Here is a 16,817-nt window from a genome sequence, read left to right on the forward strand (position 1 = left end):
TCCACGATGCGGCTCAGGGGCACTTCCACTCGGCCTTCTTCTCGTCGACCTTCTCCGCGATGCCATCGCCCTTGACGGCGTAGTCCAGTACCTCCGCCAGGTTGGGGCAGCCACCGGCGGCCTTGAAGGCGTCCGACGCCAGGTTCGAGCAGTAGGCCGACGCCTTGTTCAGGTCCGGGTTGCCCGCGTAGAAGCCGAAGCCCAGCTTCCACACCCTGCACGCGCGCCGCCGGTCCTGGCGGTCCGCCCACTCCCTACCCCGCTGGTAGGACTTGTCCGCCATGTCCTGGAGGATGTTGCGCCGGTAGAAGGACGGCTTGGACTCGGCCAGGTCCAGCATCAGCTCCTTGTCCACCTGCAGCGCCTCGCGGAAGGGCTCGGCGGCCTTCTCCGGGTCGTCGGCGGCGAGGTACGTCTGCCCGCCCTTGAAGAGCTGATCCACGGTGGACATGATCTTGATGAGCTCGTCCGTCTGGGCGTGGAACGGCGCGGCCTCGTAGTTGCCACGCAGCTTCTGCAGGGTGGCCAGCGCCTCGCTGCCGCGGCCGGCCCAGTAGTCCATCATCGCCGCCTGCATCAGCTTGTGGGTGAAGCGCTTCTTCACCGCCGCGTCCACCACCGCGCGAGGGTCCGCCGTCGCCTCGTCCGGGCCGATGATTTCCGTCACCGGGCACACCCACGGCTGGGCGTTGGGGTCCAGCCGCTGCCGCGCGCTGAGGAAGCGCACGAAGAGCGTGTCCTTGGGCCGCCACTCGTTGCGGCGCAGCCGGCCCTCCAGCTTCAGCGTGTAGCCCAGCGGAGGGTTCAGGCTCTCGCGAGGCTGCGCCTGGCACCACACGGCCATGAACTGCTCGCAGCGCGGCACCGCGGCCGTCCACTGCGCGTTGCTCAGGTAGCGCTTGCAGTCATCCAGCGCGCGCTTGGTGACCTGCTCGGCCGCCTCGCGCGCCTTGCCCTTGCCGCGGCGGAAGTACTCGCTCTCCTTCGGAATCTTGCTGAAGGCCTCGAGCGCCTCGTCCGGCTTGAGGCGCTGGAGCAGCTTGTCTCCCGCCGAGTAGTGCTCGTAGGCCTCCTTCTCCAGCTTGATGCGCCGGATGAGGGTGTTGGCCTCGGGGTGGATGGGGTCCAGGTCCAGCGCCTGGGTGCAGACCTCTTCCGCGCGGGCCCAGTTGGGCGCGCCCAGCTCGCTCGACGCGTAGGAGCGGCACTCGCTGAGCAGCGTCTGGACCTGCTCCACCGGGTCCACCGGCGTGCCCCCCTGCTCCGGAGAGTCCCCGACGGGCGCGGGGCCCGGGAGGGCCGCCTTCACCACCGCCGCCACCAGCAGCAGACCCACCACCGCGCCGCCCACCACCAGCAGCTTCTTCCGGCCCGGGGGCGCAGCCTCCTCCTCTTCTGGCGGCAACGCCGCGCCCGCGCCCGTTCCCCTCCGCGAGGGGACAGGACCCGAGCCCCGCCGCGTCGGGACGGCCAGCGCCGCCTCCTCCGCGTCGAAGGACATCTCCACCACGCCGAACTGGAGCTGGTCGCCCGACTGGAGCGGCACGGGCTCCTGGCCCAGCGGCTCACCGTTGAGCAGCGTGCCGTTGGCGCTGCCCAGGTCTCTCACCGTCACGCCGGCCGCCGTCGCCTCCAGCTCCGCGTGCCGACGGCTGACCGAGTCGTCCTCCAGCATCACCAGGGCCGGGGGCTGCCGCCCCACCAGCACCTTGCCCTTCAAGGGGTACGTCCGGCCCGCCCACGGCCCCACCAGGCCGCGCAGCATCGCCCCGGTGCCGCCACCCGCCGCTCCAGCCGGCGCGGCGCCCGCCGGCTTCGCGGGCCGAGGGGGCCTGGGGGGCGCTCCGCCCGCGGGGGCCTTCGCCTTCAGGCTCGGCACCGCGCGGGTGGCCCGGGCGCCACTGCCCTCCGAGCCCACCGGCATCTCCTCGGGCGCGGGAGCAGGCGCGGCCTTCGCCGCCTTGCGCGGGCCCGAGCGGGACGCCGCCGCGGCCTTGAGCCGCAGCGTGTAGTCCCCCAGCACCACCTCCGACTGCGGGGTGAGCGGCGTCGGGTCGGCGATGCGCTCGCCGTCCACGAAGGTGCCGTTGGCGCTGCCCAGGTCCTCGATGAAGACGGTGCCGCCGTCGTCGAAGACCCTGGCGTGGTTGCGCGACACCCCGCCCTCGGTGAGGACGAGGTCGTTGCCCGCCTGGCGGCCCAGCTTCAGCTCGCCAGAGAGCTCATGTTCTTGTTCGGTACCGTCGGGGAGACGGACGACCAGGGTGGGCATGATGCGTCAGTCCTCCCGGAAGATGCTCATGTTGACGGGGATGCCCTTGCGCTGCAGCTCGTCGTAGAACTTCGGAACGAAGCCTGACGCGACGAAGCGACCGCGGATCTTGTGGTCCTCCGTGAAGCCATCCTGCTTGTAATAGAAGATGTCCTGGAGGGTGACGATGTCCACCTCCATGCCCGACACCTCGGTGACGTAGCAGATCTTCCGCGTGCCGTCGGAGAAGCGCGTCTGCTGCACGATCATGTGCACCGCGCTGGCGATCTGCTCACGGATGGCCTTCACCGGCAGCTCCATGCCGGACATCAGCACCATGGTCTCCAGCCGGGCGATGGCGTCGCGCGGCGTGTTGGCGTGAAGCGTGGTGAGCGAGCCGTCATGGCCCGTGTTCATCGCCTGGAGCATGTCCAGCGTCTCGCCCGAGCGGCACTCGCCCACGACGATGCGGTCCGGCCGCATGCGCAGGCAGTTCTTCACCAGGTCGCGGATGCTGATGGCACCCTTGCCTTCGAGGTTGGGCGGGCGGCTCTCCAGCTGCACCCAGTGGTCCTGCGGCAGCTGCAGCTCCGCCGCGTCCTCCACGGTGATGATGCGCTCGCTGTCCGGGATGAAGGAGCTGATGATGTTCAGCGTCGTCGTCTTCCCCGAACCCGTGCCGCCGGAGATGACGATGTTGCGCCGCGCCTTCACGCACATCTCCAGGAACTCCGCCATCTGCGCGGTCAGGGTCTTGTACTTGACCAGGTCCTGGATCTTCAGCGAGTCCTTCTTGAACTTGCGGATGGTGATGCAGGGGCCCTTGAGCGCCAGCGGGGGGATGATGGCGTTGACGCGGCTGCCGTCCTTGAGGCGCGCGTCCACCAGCGGGCTGGACTCGTCGATGCGCCGGCCGATGGGCGCGACGATTCGCTCGATGACGCCGAGCACCGCCTGGTTGGAGGAGAAGGTCTTCTCCGCCAGCGTCAGCTTGCCCTTGCGCTCGATGTAGATCTGGTTGGCGTGGTTCACCATGATCTCGCTGATGTCATCCGACGCGAGGAACGCCTCGAGGGGCCCCAGGCCCAGCGCCTCGTTGATGACGTCGGTGAGCAGCTCCTCCCGGTCCACGTCCTCCGGGAGCTCTCCGTCCGCCTCCATCTGGTCGATGATGTCGCGGATGGCCTTCTCGGTCCGGCGCCACAGCTCGTCGTCGCCGAGCCGGTCCATGTCCATGCGGCGCAGGTCGAGGTACTCGATGAGCCGGTCGTGGATCTCCTTCTGGAGCCGCGTGTACCGCTCGATGCGAGGGTCGACCTTCTTCTTGTTCTTCGCCAGGGCGGACGCCATGGACGCCGGCATGCGGCCGGCCACGGGCGCCGGGGCGGGAGGCGCTTCCTCCTCCTCCTCGTAGGGCGCCTCCTCCTCCTCGTACTGCTCCTCTTCCGGGTAGGGCTCCTCCCCGCCGTCGTCGTAGGCCTCCTCCTCGGGGGCCCCCGCGCGCGTCATCGCCGGCCCGTCCTCGAGGGCCTCGACGTTGAGGATGTAATCTCCGATGGAGACCTGGTCCGTGGGCTTGAGTACCTGAGGCGCGGCAATCTTCTTGCCGTTCACGAAGGTGCCGTTCGTGGACTTCATGTCCACGATGATGAACTTCCCGTCCTTGGCGACGATTCGCGAGTGGTACTTGGAGACGTTTCCCTTCGCGAGGATGATGTCGTTGCCGGGCAGGCGACCGATCGTGACTTCACTCTTGTGGTACTCGCGCTGCTCGGTCCCGCCGCTCTTTTCCGCGAGGGTAATCAAAAACATGGTGGGGGCGGATGCTAGCAAGCGCCCCTTCGACCTCAAAGCGCCAGACGACGTCGCATGCCTGCCCGCAAGGCGACGGGCCGGCACCCCACCCCCCGGGAGGGGGTAGAGGCCGGCCCGGCCGGAAGCGAGGGGGGCCCGGAAGGGCCCCGGGCTCAGTCGAAGATGTTGAAGTTCACCTCGGACCGGGCCTGCTTGTAGCGGCTCTTGACGTCCTCGATGATGGTCCGGACCTTGTCCGAGTCCGGGTTGACGATGCGGGGGGTGACGAAGATGACCAGCTCGCGCTTGGTCGAGTCGAACCCGCGGCTCTTGAAGAGCTCGCCGACAATCGGGATGTGACCCAGGCCCGGAATCTTGGACACCGACTTCTGCTCGTCGTGGCTGAACACGCCGGACAGGACGATGGTCTCTCCGTGGCGCACGGTGACGTTGGTCTTCACCTTGCGGGTGCGGAAGCCGGGGATGGCGGACGAGCCACCGAAGGACACCGACACCGAGGTGTCGATTTCCGACGCCTCCGCCTCAATCTCCGTCTGGATGTTGCCGTTGCGGTCCGCGGTGGGGCGCAGGTTCAGGATGACGCCGTACTTCTTGTACTCCACCGTGAACTGGTTGTTGGTGATGAGCGGAATCGGCACCTCGCCGCCGGCGAGGAACTCCGCCTTCTCACCGCTGGCGCACACCAGCTTGGGCTGGGCGAGCAGGCGGCCGTAGCCGTCGTTGCCCTGGAAGCCGATGGAGAAGTCCGAGCCACCGTTGATGCCGATGTTCGCGGCGCCCTCGCCGAACGTGCCAGGGAACAGCTGCTGGGTGATGGCCGCAGTGGCGGACACCGAGCCGGAGATGTCCGTGGGGTAGCGGATGCCGTAGCGGTCCCGGCTGTTGCGGCGGATTTCGACGAACTGCACCTCGGAGAGGATCATCCGCTTGATGCCGACCACGAGGAGGTTCTCCACCTTCTCGCCGATGGCCTTGGTGATGAGCTCGGCCTTCTGGAGGTCCTGCTGGCTCTCCACGGAGCCCTCCAGGAAGATGGTGGCACCCACCACGTTGGCCTGGACGTTCTTCAGGCCGGCCTTCTGGAAGGCCGCGTTGAGGTTCTGCGCCACCAGCTTCTTGGCGTTGGGAGCAATCTTCACGAACGACTTCACGTTCGGGTAGAGGCTCACCACCTCGTTGATGCGGTCCGCGTCCTGCGTGGTGTAGGCCTGACCGTCCAGGTAGATGCGGTCACCCACCATGCGGACGGAGACGCCTTCGATTTCTCCGAGCAGGCGCTTGATTTCGGAGATGACCTCGTTGGGGTCCTGCTTGCGGACGGCCACCAGGTAGCTGACGCGCTGACCGGAGGTCTTCCAGACGAGGAGCGTCGTCTTGCCCTCACCGAGGCCGGTGATGAGCAGCTGGCCGGAGCCGAGCGTCTTGACCTCGGCGATGGTCGGATCGCCCAGGGCGACCCGGCTCAGTCCGGGAATGGTGAGCACCTTCTGGGAGCCGACACCGAGGCTGACGCTGCTGCCCTCTTGCGCCAGGGCGCTGCCGCCGGGCACCAGAGCCACCAGGGCCACCAGGGCGCTCAGCGCCGCGGCATGCGTGAAGCGTGTGAACATCGTCCGTGTCCCCATTTCCAGAGTCCGAGCTAACCCAAGCTTCCGTGTTGCCACCACAGCGCCCAGAAGGTTCCGAGCGCGATGGCCACCCCATAGGGGATGTGGCGCTGCGGTGCCGGCCGGGCGTCAGCGCTGGCCAGGTGCACCCGCGCCGCCCACCGCCGCACCACCGCCGCCAGCGTGTCCCACACCGCGCCCTGCCAGAGCAGCGTCACCACTGCCTGCAGCGCGCCCACCAGAGAGATGAAGGCCGCGGCCGCCAGCACCGCCGGGAAGCCGAGCACGGCCCCCACCCCACCCATCAATTTCACGTCGCCCCACCCCATCCGCCCCCGAAGCGCCGCCGGTACCAGCAGCACCGCCAACCCCGCCCCCGACACCAGCCCGCTGAGCACCCCGTGCTCCAGGTCCCCCACCCCCTCGGTGGCGAAACGCACGACCAGCGCCACCGCCATCAGCGGGTAGGTGACGGCGTCCAGGATTTCTCGGCGCAATACGTCCGTCACCACCGAGATCACCAGGGCCACTCCGAGGACCGTCCACAGCGCGATCAGAACAGGCGTCATCCAGCGCCTGTCCCATCCGTGGCAGGCGTCCGGCATCAAACCAGCGAGGCCGGAGCCCGTCAATTGTCGAACATCCGGAAGCCCTGGGGGGAGGGGCCGAGCTCAGCTCACCATGAGGCGAATCTTCTCGCTGCAGATGAAGTACTCGTCCCCGTCTTCAATCTTCCGGCGCTTGATGCGCTGCTTGTTGTACCAGGTGCCGTTGGAGGACCCGAGGTCCTCGATGATCCAGTCATTCCCCTCGTGCACGATGACGGCGTGCTCGCGGGACACCTTGCCGGAGTTGATGACGAAGTCGCAGTGCTTGCCGCGGCCGATGACGAAGCGCTCCTTGACGATGCGCTCCTGGTCCCCCGCCTCGGTGACGAGGTACAGCGCGCCGGGCTCCTCCTCCTCGGAGGCCTCCTCGGCGGGCTCCTCCTCTGCCTCCTCGGGGGGCTCCTCCTCGTCCTCCATCGCCGGGTCCTCCGGCTCGGGCAGCGGCTCCTCCTCGTCCTCGATGATGTCGTCGTTGGGAGGGGGCGGCTCGTTCTTGCCCTTGATGAGGCGCTCCAGCTCGGCGGCCGTCTCCAGGACACGCTCGGCCACCTCGCGGCGCACCGGATCATTGTCCAGGCCGTTGGCGGAGGCGCGGTCCTCGGCGGGCGCGGCGCCCCGGCCGGCCGGGCGGGCCGGCTGCGGGGTGGGCTCGGGCTTGGGGGCCGGAGCAAGGACGGGCGGCGCCCCCCGGGCGGGAGCCGGGGCGGCGGCCACGGGGGCCGCGCGGGCGGGCGGCGCGAGGGAGGCCGCCGCCATGGGCGCTTCGGCGCGGGCCGCCTTCACCTCGATGAAGCCGTTGAGGCGCGCGAACATGAAAAGCGCCTGGTTGATCAGCGCATCGCGATCCGAGCCCATCTGCTGGGCCATCTCTTCGTACGTCTCCCACAGGTGGTCGGCGATGCCGACCTTGCGGGCGGGGCGGGAGTTCTGATCGATCATCGGTCTTGACTCGCGTGATTCAGGATGTCCCGGACGATACCAGAGCCCCCCGGGGGAGCCCAGTTACTCGAAGGGGTTCAGGGCGCCGGCGTTGAGCCGATTGTCCTCCACCAGCCCCAGGTTCACCTGGAGGATGCCGTCCGCGGACGGGTAGGCGATGTAGGCCAGGTCGGAGCCCGGCGCGGCGACCACGGGGCCCGGCAGCGTATAGAACGTCAGCCCCGCTCCCGCGGACTCCGAGTTCACACCGAAGGTATGGGTCCGGATGCCGGAGTTGAGCGACACCACGAAGCGGTCCCCTCGGAGGAGGCGTAGATCCCCCGACGGTGGCTCCACGCGGATGTCGATGTCCGGCGGGGTCGCCGGGAAGGCAGGCACCTGCCAGGGCGGCGGGTCCACGTTGGGGACGTCGTCCACCTCGACCTGCCCCAGCAGGGTCGACGGGTGGAAGAAGTAGCTCGTGGGAATCGAGTAGCTGCGCGCGGCGCCCGTGATGTCACGGGCCAGCAGCTCGCCTGCCGAGTTGACGAGCAGGAACGGCTGCTCGCCCGCCGCCAGGACGCTGAAGCGCGGCAGGCCGGCGCAGCCGGCGGGGATGTCGGTGGTGGTCAGTCGCACGCGGCCCTCGCTGACGGGCACCACGGCCGTCACCGCCAGGTCCGTGCCACACACCTCGCTGTCGCTCTCCAGGACGATGATGTCCCCCACCGCGACCTGACGGCGGAGGTCCGTGGGCTGCTCCACCTCGAAGAGCGTCGGGGCCGCGAGGTCCCGCGTCAGCCCCGCCAGGTTCGGGAAGACGCCCTGGTAGACGATGCGGTACGTGTTGTTGACGACCGAGCCCTCGAAGAGGGTCCTCCGGGTGAACGTGCGCGACGGGTCCTGGGGATTCACGTACTCGACGACCTGCTCGACCTTCACCATCGCGGGGAGGTCCTTGCTGCCGCGACCGCCCTCCGGGTCCACGACGGCCTCCGCGCCATTGCGCAGCTCCAGGGTGGCGCTGGCGGACGCGGGGTCCAGGTCGAACACGCGCCGGTCACTGGCGGAGAACAGGGTGATGGTGCCCGTGGACGACGGGAGGATGCCCAGCAGGGGGATGACGGCCGTGCCGCCGGTGCCATCCGCGAGCACCAGCCGCACCCGGGCCTCGGGGACGATGGCCAGGCCCGTGGGCAGGCCCGACACGCCAATGGGCAGCATGGGCGCGCCGCTGAGGTCCGTGGCGATGGCGCCGGTGGAGGACTCCACCGCGACCACGCCCGAGCACTCGGCTCCCGCGCTGCAGGCCGTCTCGTCCCGCACGCCGTAGATGAACCGGCCGGCGGTGAGGATCTCCTCCTCGCTGTCCGGAGTAGCCGGGTTGTCCGCCACGCGCGTCACCCGGGGGTGGGTGACGAGCCGGCGCACCGGGACACCGCCGAAGCCGGCGGTGAGGTCCACGGTGACGCTCGCCAGCCCGCCCGCCGCTGACTCCGTGAGCAGCACCGTGCGCCCGGGGAGCGCCGGGGGAAGGTTGGTGGTGCTGCGCGTGGCCAGTGCGAGCTGGCCGGCCTGGGGCATGATCAGCAGCGCCGACGCGGACTCGCGCGGGTTCAGGCAGAACACCGGCGTCGCGGCGGGAGGCGCGCCGGCCCCCAGCGCGTCCGGACCGGGCAGCTCCTGGCGCATGACCGCGCCGGAGGTGCAGGGAAAGCCGCTCGCCCCGGCGGGAGGCGTCTGCAGCGCGTAGTAGAGCACGCTGGGGGCACCCTCCCCCGCGGGCGCGCGCGCGGCGAAGGCGGTGACGAGGGCGCCCGTGTCCAGCGGCGCCCCCACCTGTACGAGGCGCTCGCGGGCCGCGGCCACCACGGAGATGAGAAAGGAGCCGGAGCTGCGCGCGTAGACATAGGGGCCGGAGAACTCGCGGCCTACGTCTTCGCGGCTTGGGTCCGCGACGTAGCCCACGTCCCGCGTGAGCGAGTCCGGCCGCTCCAGCACGGGGATGGCCAGCGCCTGCAACGGGTTGGGCGCGGGGATGAAATCCCTCGGGTTCCGGTCCACGTCCAACACCCGCAGGTTGTCCTCGTCCGAGGACGTGACGAAGACCAGGTTGTCGGACATGACGACGTCGTACGTGCCAGACAGGCCGGCGATGCCCGTCGTCACCTGGGAGTCGGAGCACGCGCCGGACAGCCCGGCGGAGGCGAGGAGGACGGCGAGGGTGCCACGGGAAAACAGAGCGCTGCACTTCAAGGGTCGATCTCCTGGCACACGCTGGTGCCCTGGCGCGGGTCGCGAAGCTGGCGAGCTCCGAGCCGGGCCACCATCCGCGCATCCTGCGGCCGGTCGAGGTCTGGAATGTCGATGACGGCGACGCGGCCGTCGCCGAAGGTGCTGGCGAAGAGGCGGGCCGCGTTCCCACGCACGTCCGCCGCCAGGCCGGTGGGCTGGCTGGGCTGGCTCGGGTCCTGCTCTCCCACCAGCACCTGGGCGACGAGCTGGCCCACCTCCTCGTCGTAGATGACCACGTTCTCGTCACCGCTGCCGGTCACCGCGACGATGTTGCCGCGGCCCACGGTGCGGGAGATGACCTCCACCTCGCTGGAGCCCGCGGGGAGCGGCAGCGCCGTCACCACGCGCAGCCTGGGGAGGTCCGTGAGCGCGTTCTCCACGTCCATCACCAGCAGGGTGTCCGGCCCGCGCGCCAGCAGGTACACGCGCTCACGGTTGGGGTCGAGCTGCGTCGGGTCCTGCACCGAGGGGAGCTGCACGACGGCCACTCCGCGCGCCTCACGGACGGAGAAGACGGCCTCGATGTCGGTCTCCAGCACGCGCTCCGTTGCGGTCCGGTCCACCAGCCGGAGGATGAAGCGCTTGGGCAGCGCCCCCAGCTGGGCCGACGAGGAGTTGCGGCCGGAGGCATACACGTACCGTCCGCCGAGGGCCGTCGCGTGCGCGGCGCCCGCGAGGCGGCCGTTGGTGCCCAGCGCCACGAAGTTGCCCACGCCCAGGGCGTCCCGGCTGGGGTCCGCGGCGGGGATGGCGGCGAGGTACGACTGGTAGTCCGCCTCGTTGCCCGACGTCTCGGGGCCCACCAGCTCCGTGTGCGTCACCCAGACGCGGGCCTCCGGGTCGTCGGAGTCCACGCTGACGCCGATGGGGGCCGGAGCTGCTGGAATGCCGTCGGTGGCCCCGGGGACGTCGAGGAGCGACAGCGCGCCGTCGCGGCAGTCACGATTGATGCCCCCCTGCGCGCAGGTGAGGGTCAGGCCGTCCTCGCCCACGTCGACGGCCTGGAGGAAGCTGCCCTCCGCGCGCGTGGGGACGAACAGGCGCGGGGTGCGGCCAGCCGGACTCCAGAGCGCCATCTCGCCCGCGAAGCTGTCGATCTGCACCGTCGACAGGGCGCCGATGCCCAGCTCTTCGATGAGCGTCCCGCGGTCCTCTTCGACCGTCTGGGTGAAGGGCGTGCCGAAGGGGCGGACACCGAGCGCATCCAGGTCCAGCGCAACCACCGCGCCGGAGTCGTAGCACTTGTCGAAGTTGGCGCTCGCCACGTAGAGGAACCCGTTGGTGGACGGGCCCACCTCGGGACGCCAGAAGGCAAGGCCACTCGGGTAGACGAGGCGGGTGGACGGCGGAGGCCGAGGCTCGGGGTCGGTATCACACGACACGAGCAGCAGCGCGGAGGTGAGGAGATAGGCGCGCATCAGAGGGGGGCGGAGTGTAGGAAGGGGCCTCCCCCCGGGCAACCGGAAACGGGGGCCATCATTCCCGGGCGCCCGGCAGCCGACGGAGCCGTGCCCCTCGGGGACATGGCCCGCATGCATGGAAAACCCGGCCGCCGTGCTCTGAGCGCCGGGCCCTCCCCCACCGGAACAGGCCACTGCCCTCCGGAGACGTGCTCCGTCCCCTGGAGGGCAGCCGGCCGACTGCGTGGGCTTCAGGCCGCCGCGGAGGCCTCGGCCTGGATCTTCGAGAAATCAGCCACCTGGTTGAACAGGGCGCCAATCTCCGTGAGGAGCCGGATGCGGTTCTCCCGCAACTCCTTGTCCTCGGCCATGACCATCACCTTGTCGAAGAAGGTGTCCACCGCGGGCTTGAGGCCGGTGATTTCGCGCAGGGCGCCGGCGAAGTCGTCCGCCTGGACCAGCCCCGTCACCGTGTTGCGGGCCTGGGTGAAGGCGGTGTGCAGGTGGCGCTCCGGCTCGTCCACCAGCTTCTGCGGGTTGATCTCCCCGCCCTTCACGTCCTTGCCCTGCTTCTCCACGATGTTGGCCACGCGCTTGAAGGCCACGGCCAGGGGCTGGAAGTCCGCCCGGCCGACGATGAGGCTCAGCGCCTCCAGCCGCTTCTGCGCCGCGACGAGGTCGTCGAAGCCCGCGGCCAGCACCGCCTCCACCACGTCCGTGCGGTGCTGCTCCGCCCACAGCGCCTTGAGGCGGCCGCGGAAGAACTCCAGCACCTGCTCGCGCGGAGCGGGCTCGCCGGCCTTGCGCTTGACGTTGGTGAGCTTCGGGGCGAGCAGCCGCAGGGCCTCGTCCACCGCGGCGGACAGGCTGAAGCGGTAGCCGCGACCCAGCACCAGCCGGATGATGGCGATGCACGCGCGCCGCAGGGCGAACGGGTCCGCCGCGCCGGAGGGCGCCTTGCCGATGGCGAAGATGCCGCACAGCGAGTCCAGCCGGTCCGCCAGGCCGATGAGCGCGCCCGCGTCACGCGTGGGCAGCGCGTCCTCGGCGCCGCGCGGCAGGTAGTGCTCGTAGATGGCCACCGCCACCGCGTCCGGCTCGCCGCTGGCGCGCGCGTACTCGCGGCCCATGACGCCCTGGAGCTCGGGGAACTCGCCCACCATGCCCGTGACGAGGTCCGCCTTGGCCAGCGTCGCGGCGCGCTCAATCGTGGCGCCCTCCCCTGCCCTGCCGGTGTGCTGGGCCAGCCACCCGGCGAGCGCGCGGAAGCGCTCCACCTTCTCCAGATACGTGCCGAGCAGGCCCTGCCACACCACGCGGCCCAGCTTCTCCACGCGGGCGTCCAGCGGCGTCTTCCGGTCCTCGTCGAAGAAGAAGCGGCCGTCGGCGAGGCGGGAGGCCAGCACGCGCTGGTAGCCGCGCAGGCTGAGCTGCTCGTCGCGCACCGGCGTGTTGGACACGGCGATGAACTTCGGCAGCAGCTTCCCCGCGCCGTCCGTCAGCGAGAAGTAGCGCTGGTGGCTCTTCATCTCCTGCACCAGCACCTCGGGGGGCAGGTCCAGGTGGCGCGCCTCGAAGGTGCCCACCACCGGGTTGGGCAGCTCCACCAGGTTCGTCACCTGGTCCACCAGCGACGCGTCCTCCATCAGCTGGCCGCCGGCCTTCTTCGCCGCCGCGGCCAGCTTCTCCACCAGCAGCGCGCGGCGCTTCGCCACGTCCGCGATGACGTGCGCCTTCTCCAGCGCCGCCTCGTAGTCCGCGGGCGCCTTCAGCTCGATGGCGCCGGGCGAGAGGAAGCGGTGGCCGTACGTGGTGCGGCCGCTCTTCACGTCGCCGAAGACGACGGGCAGCACCTCGCCGCCCAGCAGCGCCACCAGCCACTGCACCGGGCGCGCGAAGGCCAGGTCCACGTCACCCCAGCGCATGGACTTCTTGAAGTTGATGGAGTGCACCGCCGTGTGCAGCGCGTCCTGGAGGATGTCCGCCGCCGGGCGGCCCTTCTCCTCGACGCGCGCGGACAGGTACTCGCCCTTGGGCGTCTGGGCGCGGCCCAGCTGGTCCACCGGCAGCTTGAGGCTCTCCGCGAACTTCTCCGCCGCCTTGGTGGGCTTGCCCTGCGCGTCGAAGGCCGCCTTGGCGCTGGGCCCGAGCACCTCCTTCACGATGTCCTCGCCCTTGTCCGTCACGCCCGTCACCCAGACCGCGAGGCGGCGCGGGGTGCCGAAGACGCGCACGTCGCCGTGCTTCAGCCGCGCCTCGGCCATGCGCTCGGTGAGCACGCGCTTGAGGTCCTCCAACGCGGGGCCGATGAACGACGCCGGAATCTCCTCGGCGCCCACTTCCAGCAGCAGGTCACGCGCCACGGGTCACCTCCGCCTTCTCCTTCTTCTCCACGGGCTTGTTCAGCTGCACCGTCTTCCAGTAGTCGCTGGCCGGCTTGCCCTCGAGCACCGGCGGCTGCTGCCCCACCGTCCACGGCGTCTTGAGCAGCGGGTAGCCCAGCCGCTCGCGCATCTGGAGGTAGCCCTCCGCGCACAGGCGCGCGTTGTCGCGCACGCGCTTGATGAAGTTGGCGCGCTCGGTGACGGAGATGGCGCCGCGCGCATCCAGCAGGTTGAAGGTGTGCGAGCACTTCAGCGCGTAGTCATACGCGGGCAGCGGGAGCTGGCGCTCGATGAGCCGCTTGCACTCCTTCTCGTACGCGTCGAACAGCCCGAAGAGCATCTGCGGGTCCGACTCGTGGAGCGCGTACTTGCTCATCTCCACCTCGTTGGGGTGGAAGACCTCGCGGTACTTCACGCCCTTGACCCACTCGAGGTCGAAGACGTTCTCCACACCCTGGAGGTACGTGCAGAGGCGCTCCAGGCCGTACGTCAGCTCCGCGGCGACGGGCTTGCAGTCGAAACCGCCGCACTGCTGGAAGTAGGTGAACTGCGTCACCTCCTGTCCGTCACACCACACCTCCCAGCCCAGGCCCCAGGCGCCGAGCGTGGGTGACTCCCAGTCGTCCTCCACGAAGCGCAAGTCATGCTCCATGGGGTCGATGCCCACCTTGCGCAGCGACTCCAGGTAGAGCTCCTGCACGTTCTTCGGCGCGGGCTTGAGGATGACCTGGAACTGGTGGTGCTGGAACAGGCGGTTGGGATTCTCGCCGAAGCGACCGTCCGCGGGGCGCCGCGAGGGCTGCACGTAGGCCACGTTCCAGGGCTCCGGGCCGAGCGCGCGGAGGAAGGTCGTCGGAGCCATGGTGCCCGCGCCGACCTCGGTGTCGTAGGGCTGGGCGATGATGCAGCCCTGGTCGGCCCAGTGCTTCTGGAGCGTCAGGATAAGGTCTTGAAAATACATGATTGGCAGATCCTTCTCGCAGTGCGTCGAAGGAGAAACGCGCGGACCCTAGTGAGGGGGGTCCGGAGCGTCAAGGACGCGCTCACTCGTTGTACAGAGGGAGGTCCGCCAGTCGAATCTGGATCTTCGTCACCTCGCCCGGCTTGATGGGCGCGGACAGGAGCCTGCTCGCCGCCTCCGCGTCCGTGGGGTCGACCACGCGCAGGCGGTACGTGCCCACCGGGAGCGGGAACTTCTGCAGAGGGGTGGTGCCCAGGTGGGTGGCCCCGTCGAACACCGCCGCGCGAGGCACGGTGTAGAGGGTAATCCACCCGAGCCCGGCCTTCGCCGCGCCCTTGGCCGTGCTGGTGTCCAGCACCTCGCCCATGCCATCCGGGTCCTGCGTCACCGTGGTGACGGGCTCGGGGACCTTGGCCTGCTCAGCCGGAGTGCCCTTGCGCTTCGCCGTCTTGCTCGTGTCGGTGCCGGAGGGCTCCTTCTTCGAGGCGGCGGCCCAGTTGGCGGGAGAGGTTCCGTCCTTGCCCTTGCGCCCGGGCGTGGCCCGTGTGCCCGAGGCAGTCCCCGCGCGGGGCTCCTCGCCCTCGTCGGTGGCGGCGGCCGTGCCGTCCGTGGGGGCCTCGGCGACAGGCGTGGGCTCAGGCTCGGCCGGGGCTGTCGGGAAGCCCGGCGGAGGGCCGGCCTTCTGCGGCGGAGGCCAGGGCGCGTTGGCGGGGTCCACCGGGGGCGCGGGGTCCAGTTCCGCCTTCACCCAGGCCTTCGCGGACTCGTAGGCGGGGACGAACTGCGCGCGGATGGTGGGCTTCGTCGCCAGCCAGCCCAGGCCCCCGAGCAGCGCCAGGAGGAACAGCCGCCCCACCCAGCGCGAGGCCGAGCGCGCGGCGGGAGTCTCCACCGGGGTGTCGGTGCGGGCGGACGGACGCGCCGTGGGGCGTGCGCCAGGGCGCGGGGGCCTCACGCGGAAGCGCGACGTCTCCAGGTCGCTCGGCTCGTCGAAGGTCTCGGGGGTCTCCGGCTCGGCGGCGACCTGCCGGGGCGGAGGCCGGGGCCGGGGCGTGCGGGAGACCTGCGCCGGGTCCTGCCCCGGCCGGGGCCGGGGCGTGACGGGCGCGGCGCCAGCCACGGGCGCCTCGGTGGGGCGGCGCTGCGGCACCGGCTTGGGGCCACTGCCACTCGACGGGGCGACACGCGTGGCCGCGGCCGATTCGGTGGGACGGCGCTGCGGCACCGGCTTGGGGCCGCTGCCGGCCCGGGTGGGCGTGGCGCTCTCGGTGGGAGTGGAGGGGGCCAGCCGGGCCCGCTTCGCCGGCACCTGCGCGGTGAGCGCCTGGTCCCCGCTACCATCGTCGGCCTGGAGGGCGCCCGCGACCTCGCTCACGCGCGCGTCCTCCGCGCTGCTCGCGAGCTCCAGCAGGGTGCGCGTCTTCTGCCGCTTCTCGGCGAACATGTCGCCCATCACCGCGGTGATGCCGTCCTCGTCGAACAGCTCCGGGCCGAGCGCGGCCTCGATGGCGCGCGCCATCTCCCGGCCGCTGGTGAAGCGCTGGGACGCGTCCCGAGCGAGGGCGCGCAGGGCCACCGCTTCGAGGGCCTCCGGCACGTCCGGGTTGATGGACCGGGGGGCGGGGATGTCGCCCTCCACGATCTGCAGCATCACCGCGGCCTCGTGGGGGCCGGTGAAGAGCCGCTGGCCGACGAGCATCTCGTGGAGCATGACGCCCACGGAGAACAAGTCGCTGCGGCCGTCGAGGGCCGTGTTCCGCACCTGCTCCGGGGACATGTAGCCGCTGGTCCCCTTCACCATGCCCACCTGGGTGCGCCCCAGCCGCCCGCGGGCCTTGGCGATGCCGAAGTCGATCACCTTCACGACGCCGTCGTAGGTGAGCATCACGTTCTTCGGCGACACGTCGCGGTGCACCACCACCGCGGGCCGGCCCGAGGGGTCCGTGAAGTGGTGCGCGTAGTGCAGGCCCAGGCAGGCGTCGCGGATGACGCGCCCGATGAAGCCCATGGGCAGCGCGTAGCCCTGGCGGGTGGAGGCCTTCACCACCTGCTCGAGGTTCTGCCCCGGCAGGAACTCCATGGCGAGGTACAGCTCGCCGCCCTCCTCGCCCAGGTCGAACACCTGCCCGATGTTCGCGTGCGAGAAGGCCGCGGTGATGCGCGCCTCATCCAGGAACATCTTGACGAACTGCTCGTCCTTCTTGATGTCCGGGAGGATCTGCTTCACCGCGACGAACTTGCGAAAGCCACCCGGTCCCGAGGTGAACGCAAGGAACAGCTCCGCCATGCCGCCCATCGAGAGGCGGGTGAGGATCTCATACTTTCCGATGCGCCTCCCCCTATCGGGATCATCTCCGGCGCCACCCTGCATGGCCATTCGGGCGCGCATGTTATCCCCCTGGGCCCTCCGCGCCAATGCTCCTCCCCGAGAAAGGCACCCGCCTGGCCCTGAAAAGCGAGGACTTACGAGTTGCCGGGCAGTGGCTCCGGTGACGGAACGTTCCTTCCGTCGCGCGCCGCCGGGCGGATCAGCGCCGTCGGGTTCGAGCGCTCCGCGAGGCGCCCGGAGTCTTCTGGC

10 protein-coding genes are annotated in these 16,817 nt (G+C 70.4%); all 10 read right to left on the reverse strand.

Translation table 11 applies throughout. From position 1 onward, the window contains the following. Positions 1–13 precede the first annotated feature (13 nt). The gene (locus tag G4D85_RS26100) at positions 14–2,272 is read right to left on the reverse strand and encodes an FHA domain-containing protein (protein ID WP_164016699.1); all 2,259 of its coding nucleotides are present in this window, start codon (positions 2,270–2,272) and stop codon (positions 14–16) included. A 6-nt stretch (positions 2,273–2,278) separates the two neighbouring features. Next, entirely contained in the window at positions 2,279–4,063 is a 1,785-nt protein-coding gene (locus tag G4D85_RS26105; protein ID WP_164016700.1) for a TadA family conjugal transfer-associated ATPase, read from the reverse strand. A gap of 155 nt (positions 4,064–4,218) precedes the next feature. After that, the gene (locus tag G4D85_RS26110; protein WP_164016701.1) at positions 4,219–5,676 is read right to left on the reverse strand and encodes a type II and III secretion system protein family protein; all 1,458 of its coding nucleotides are present in this window, start codon (positions 5,674–5,676) and stop codon (positions 4,219–4,221) included. Between the two features lie 29 nt (positions 5,677–5,705). After that, positions 5,706–6,242 carry an A24 family peptidase gene (locus tag G4D85_RS26115; RefSeq protein ID WP_164016702.1) on the reverse strand — a complete coding sequence of 179 codons (537 nt, stop codon included), beginning with the start codon at positions 6,240–6,242 and terminating at the stop codon, positions 5,706–5,708. Positions 6,243–6,344: 102 nt separating this feature from the next. Beyond that, entirely contained in the window at positions 6,345–7,220 is an 876-nt protein-coding gene (locus G4D85_RS26120; protein ID WP_164016703.1) for an FHA domain-containing protein, read from the reverse strand. A 63-nt stretch (positions 7,221–7,283) separates the two neighbouring features. Then, on the reverse strand, positions 7,284–9,455 hold the full coding sequence (locus tag G4D85_RS26125) for a hypothetical protein (protein WP_164016704.1): 2,172 nt from the start codon (positions 9,453–9,455) through the stop codon (positions 7,284–7,286). After that, positions 9,452–10,912 carry a YncE family protein gene (locus tag G4D85_RS26130; protein WP_205525706.1) on the reverse strand — a complete coding sequence of 487 codons (1,461 nt, stop codon included), beginning with the start codon at positions 10,910–10,912 and terminating at the stop codon, positions 9,452–9,454. The genes G4D85_RS26125 and G4D85_RS26130 overlap by 4 nt, the downstream gene beginning before the upstream one ends. Positions 10,913–11,145: 233 nt before the next feature. Next, positions 11,146–13,257 carry a glycine--tRNA ligase subunit beta gene (gene glyS / locus G4D85_RS26135; RefSeq protein ID WP_164016705.1) on the reverse strand — a complete coding sequence of 704 codons (2,112 nt, stop codon included), beginning with the start codon at positions 13,255–13,257 and terminating at the stop codon, positions 11,146–11,148. Then, positions 13,247–14,239: a glycine--tRNA ligase subunit alpha gene (gene glyQ / locus G4D85_RS26140; protein ID WP_164016706.1), complete on the reverse strand. Its 993-nt coding sequence runs from the start codon at positions 14,237–14,239 to the stop codon at positions 13,247–13,249. The genes glyS and glyQ overlap by 11 nt, the downstream gene beginning before the upstream one ends. An 82-nt stretch (positions 14,240–14,321) precedes the next feature. Continuing rightward, positions 14,322–16,616, reverse strand: a complete 2,295-nt coding sequence (locus G4D85_RS26145; protein ID WP_164016764.1) for a protein kinase domain-containing protein — start codon at positions 16,614–16,616, stop codon at positions 14,322–14,324. Positions 16,617–16,817 lie beyond the last annotated feature (201 nt).

The sequence above is a fragment of the Pyxidicoccus trucidator genome (assembly GCF_010894435.1).
In the GTDB taxonomy this organism is placed as follows: Bacteria; Myxococcota; Myxococcia; order Myxococcales; family Myxococcaceae; genus Myxococcus; species Myxococcus trucidator.

Excerpts from the sequence above, each read along its gene's own strand:
- G4D85_RS26115 (WP_164016702.1), bottom strand. The coding sequence starts at position 6,242 with ATGACGCCTGTTCTGATCGCGCTGTGGACGGTCCTCGGAGTGGCCCTG.
- glyQ (WP_164016706.1), bottom strand. The coding sequence starts at position 14,239 with ATGTATTTTCAAGACCTTATCCTGACGCTCCAGAAGCACTGGGCCGAC.
- G4D85_RS26145 (WP_164016764.1), bottom strand. The coding sequence starts at position 16,616 with ATGGCCATGCAGGGTGGCGCCGGAGATGATCCCGATAGGGGGAGGCGC.
- G4D85_RS26100 (WP_164016699.1), bottom strand. The coding sequence starts at position 2,272 with ATGCCCACCCTGGTCGTCCGTCTCCCCGACGGTACCGAACAAGAACAT.
- G4D85_RS26105 (WP_164016700.1), bottom strand. The coding sequence starts at position 4,063 with ATGTTTTTGATTACCCTCGCGGAAAAGAGCGGCGGGACCGAGCAGCGC.
- G4D85_RS26110 (WP_164016701.1), bottom strand. The coding sequence starts at position 5,676 with ATGTTCACACGCTTCACGCATGCCGCGGCGCTGAGCGCCCTGGTGGCC.
- G4D85_RS26120 (WP_164016703.1), bottom strand. The coding sequence starts at position 7,220 with ATGATCGATCAGAACTCCCGCCCCGCCCGCAAGGTCGGCATCGCCGAC.
- G4D85_RS26130 (WP_205525706.1), bottom strand. The coding sequence starts at position 10,912 with ATGCGCGCCTATCTCCTCACCTCCGCGCTGCTGCTCGTGTCGTGTGAT.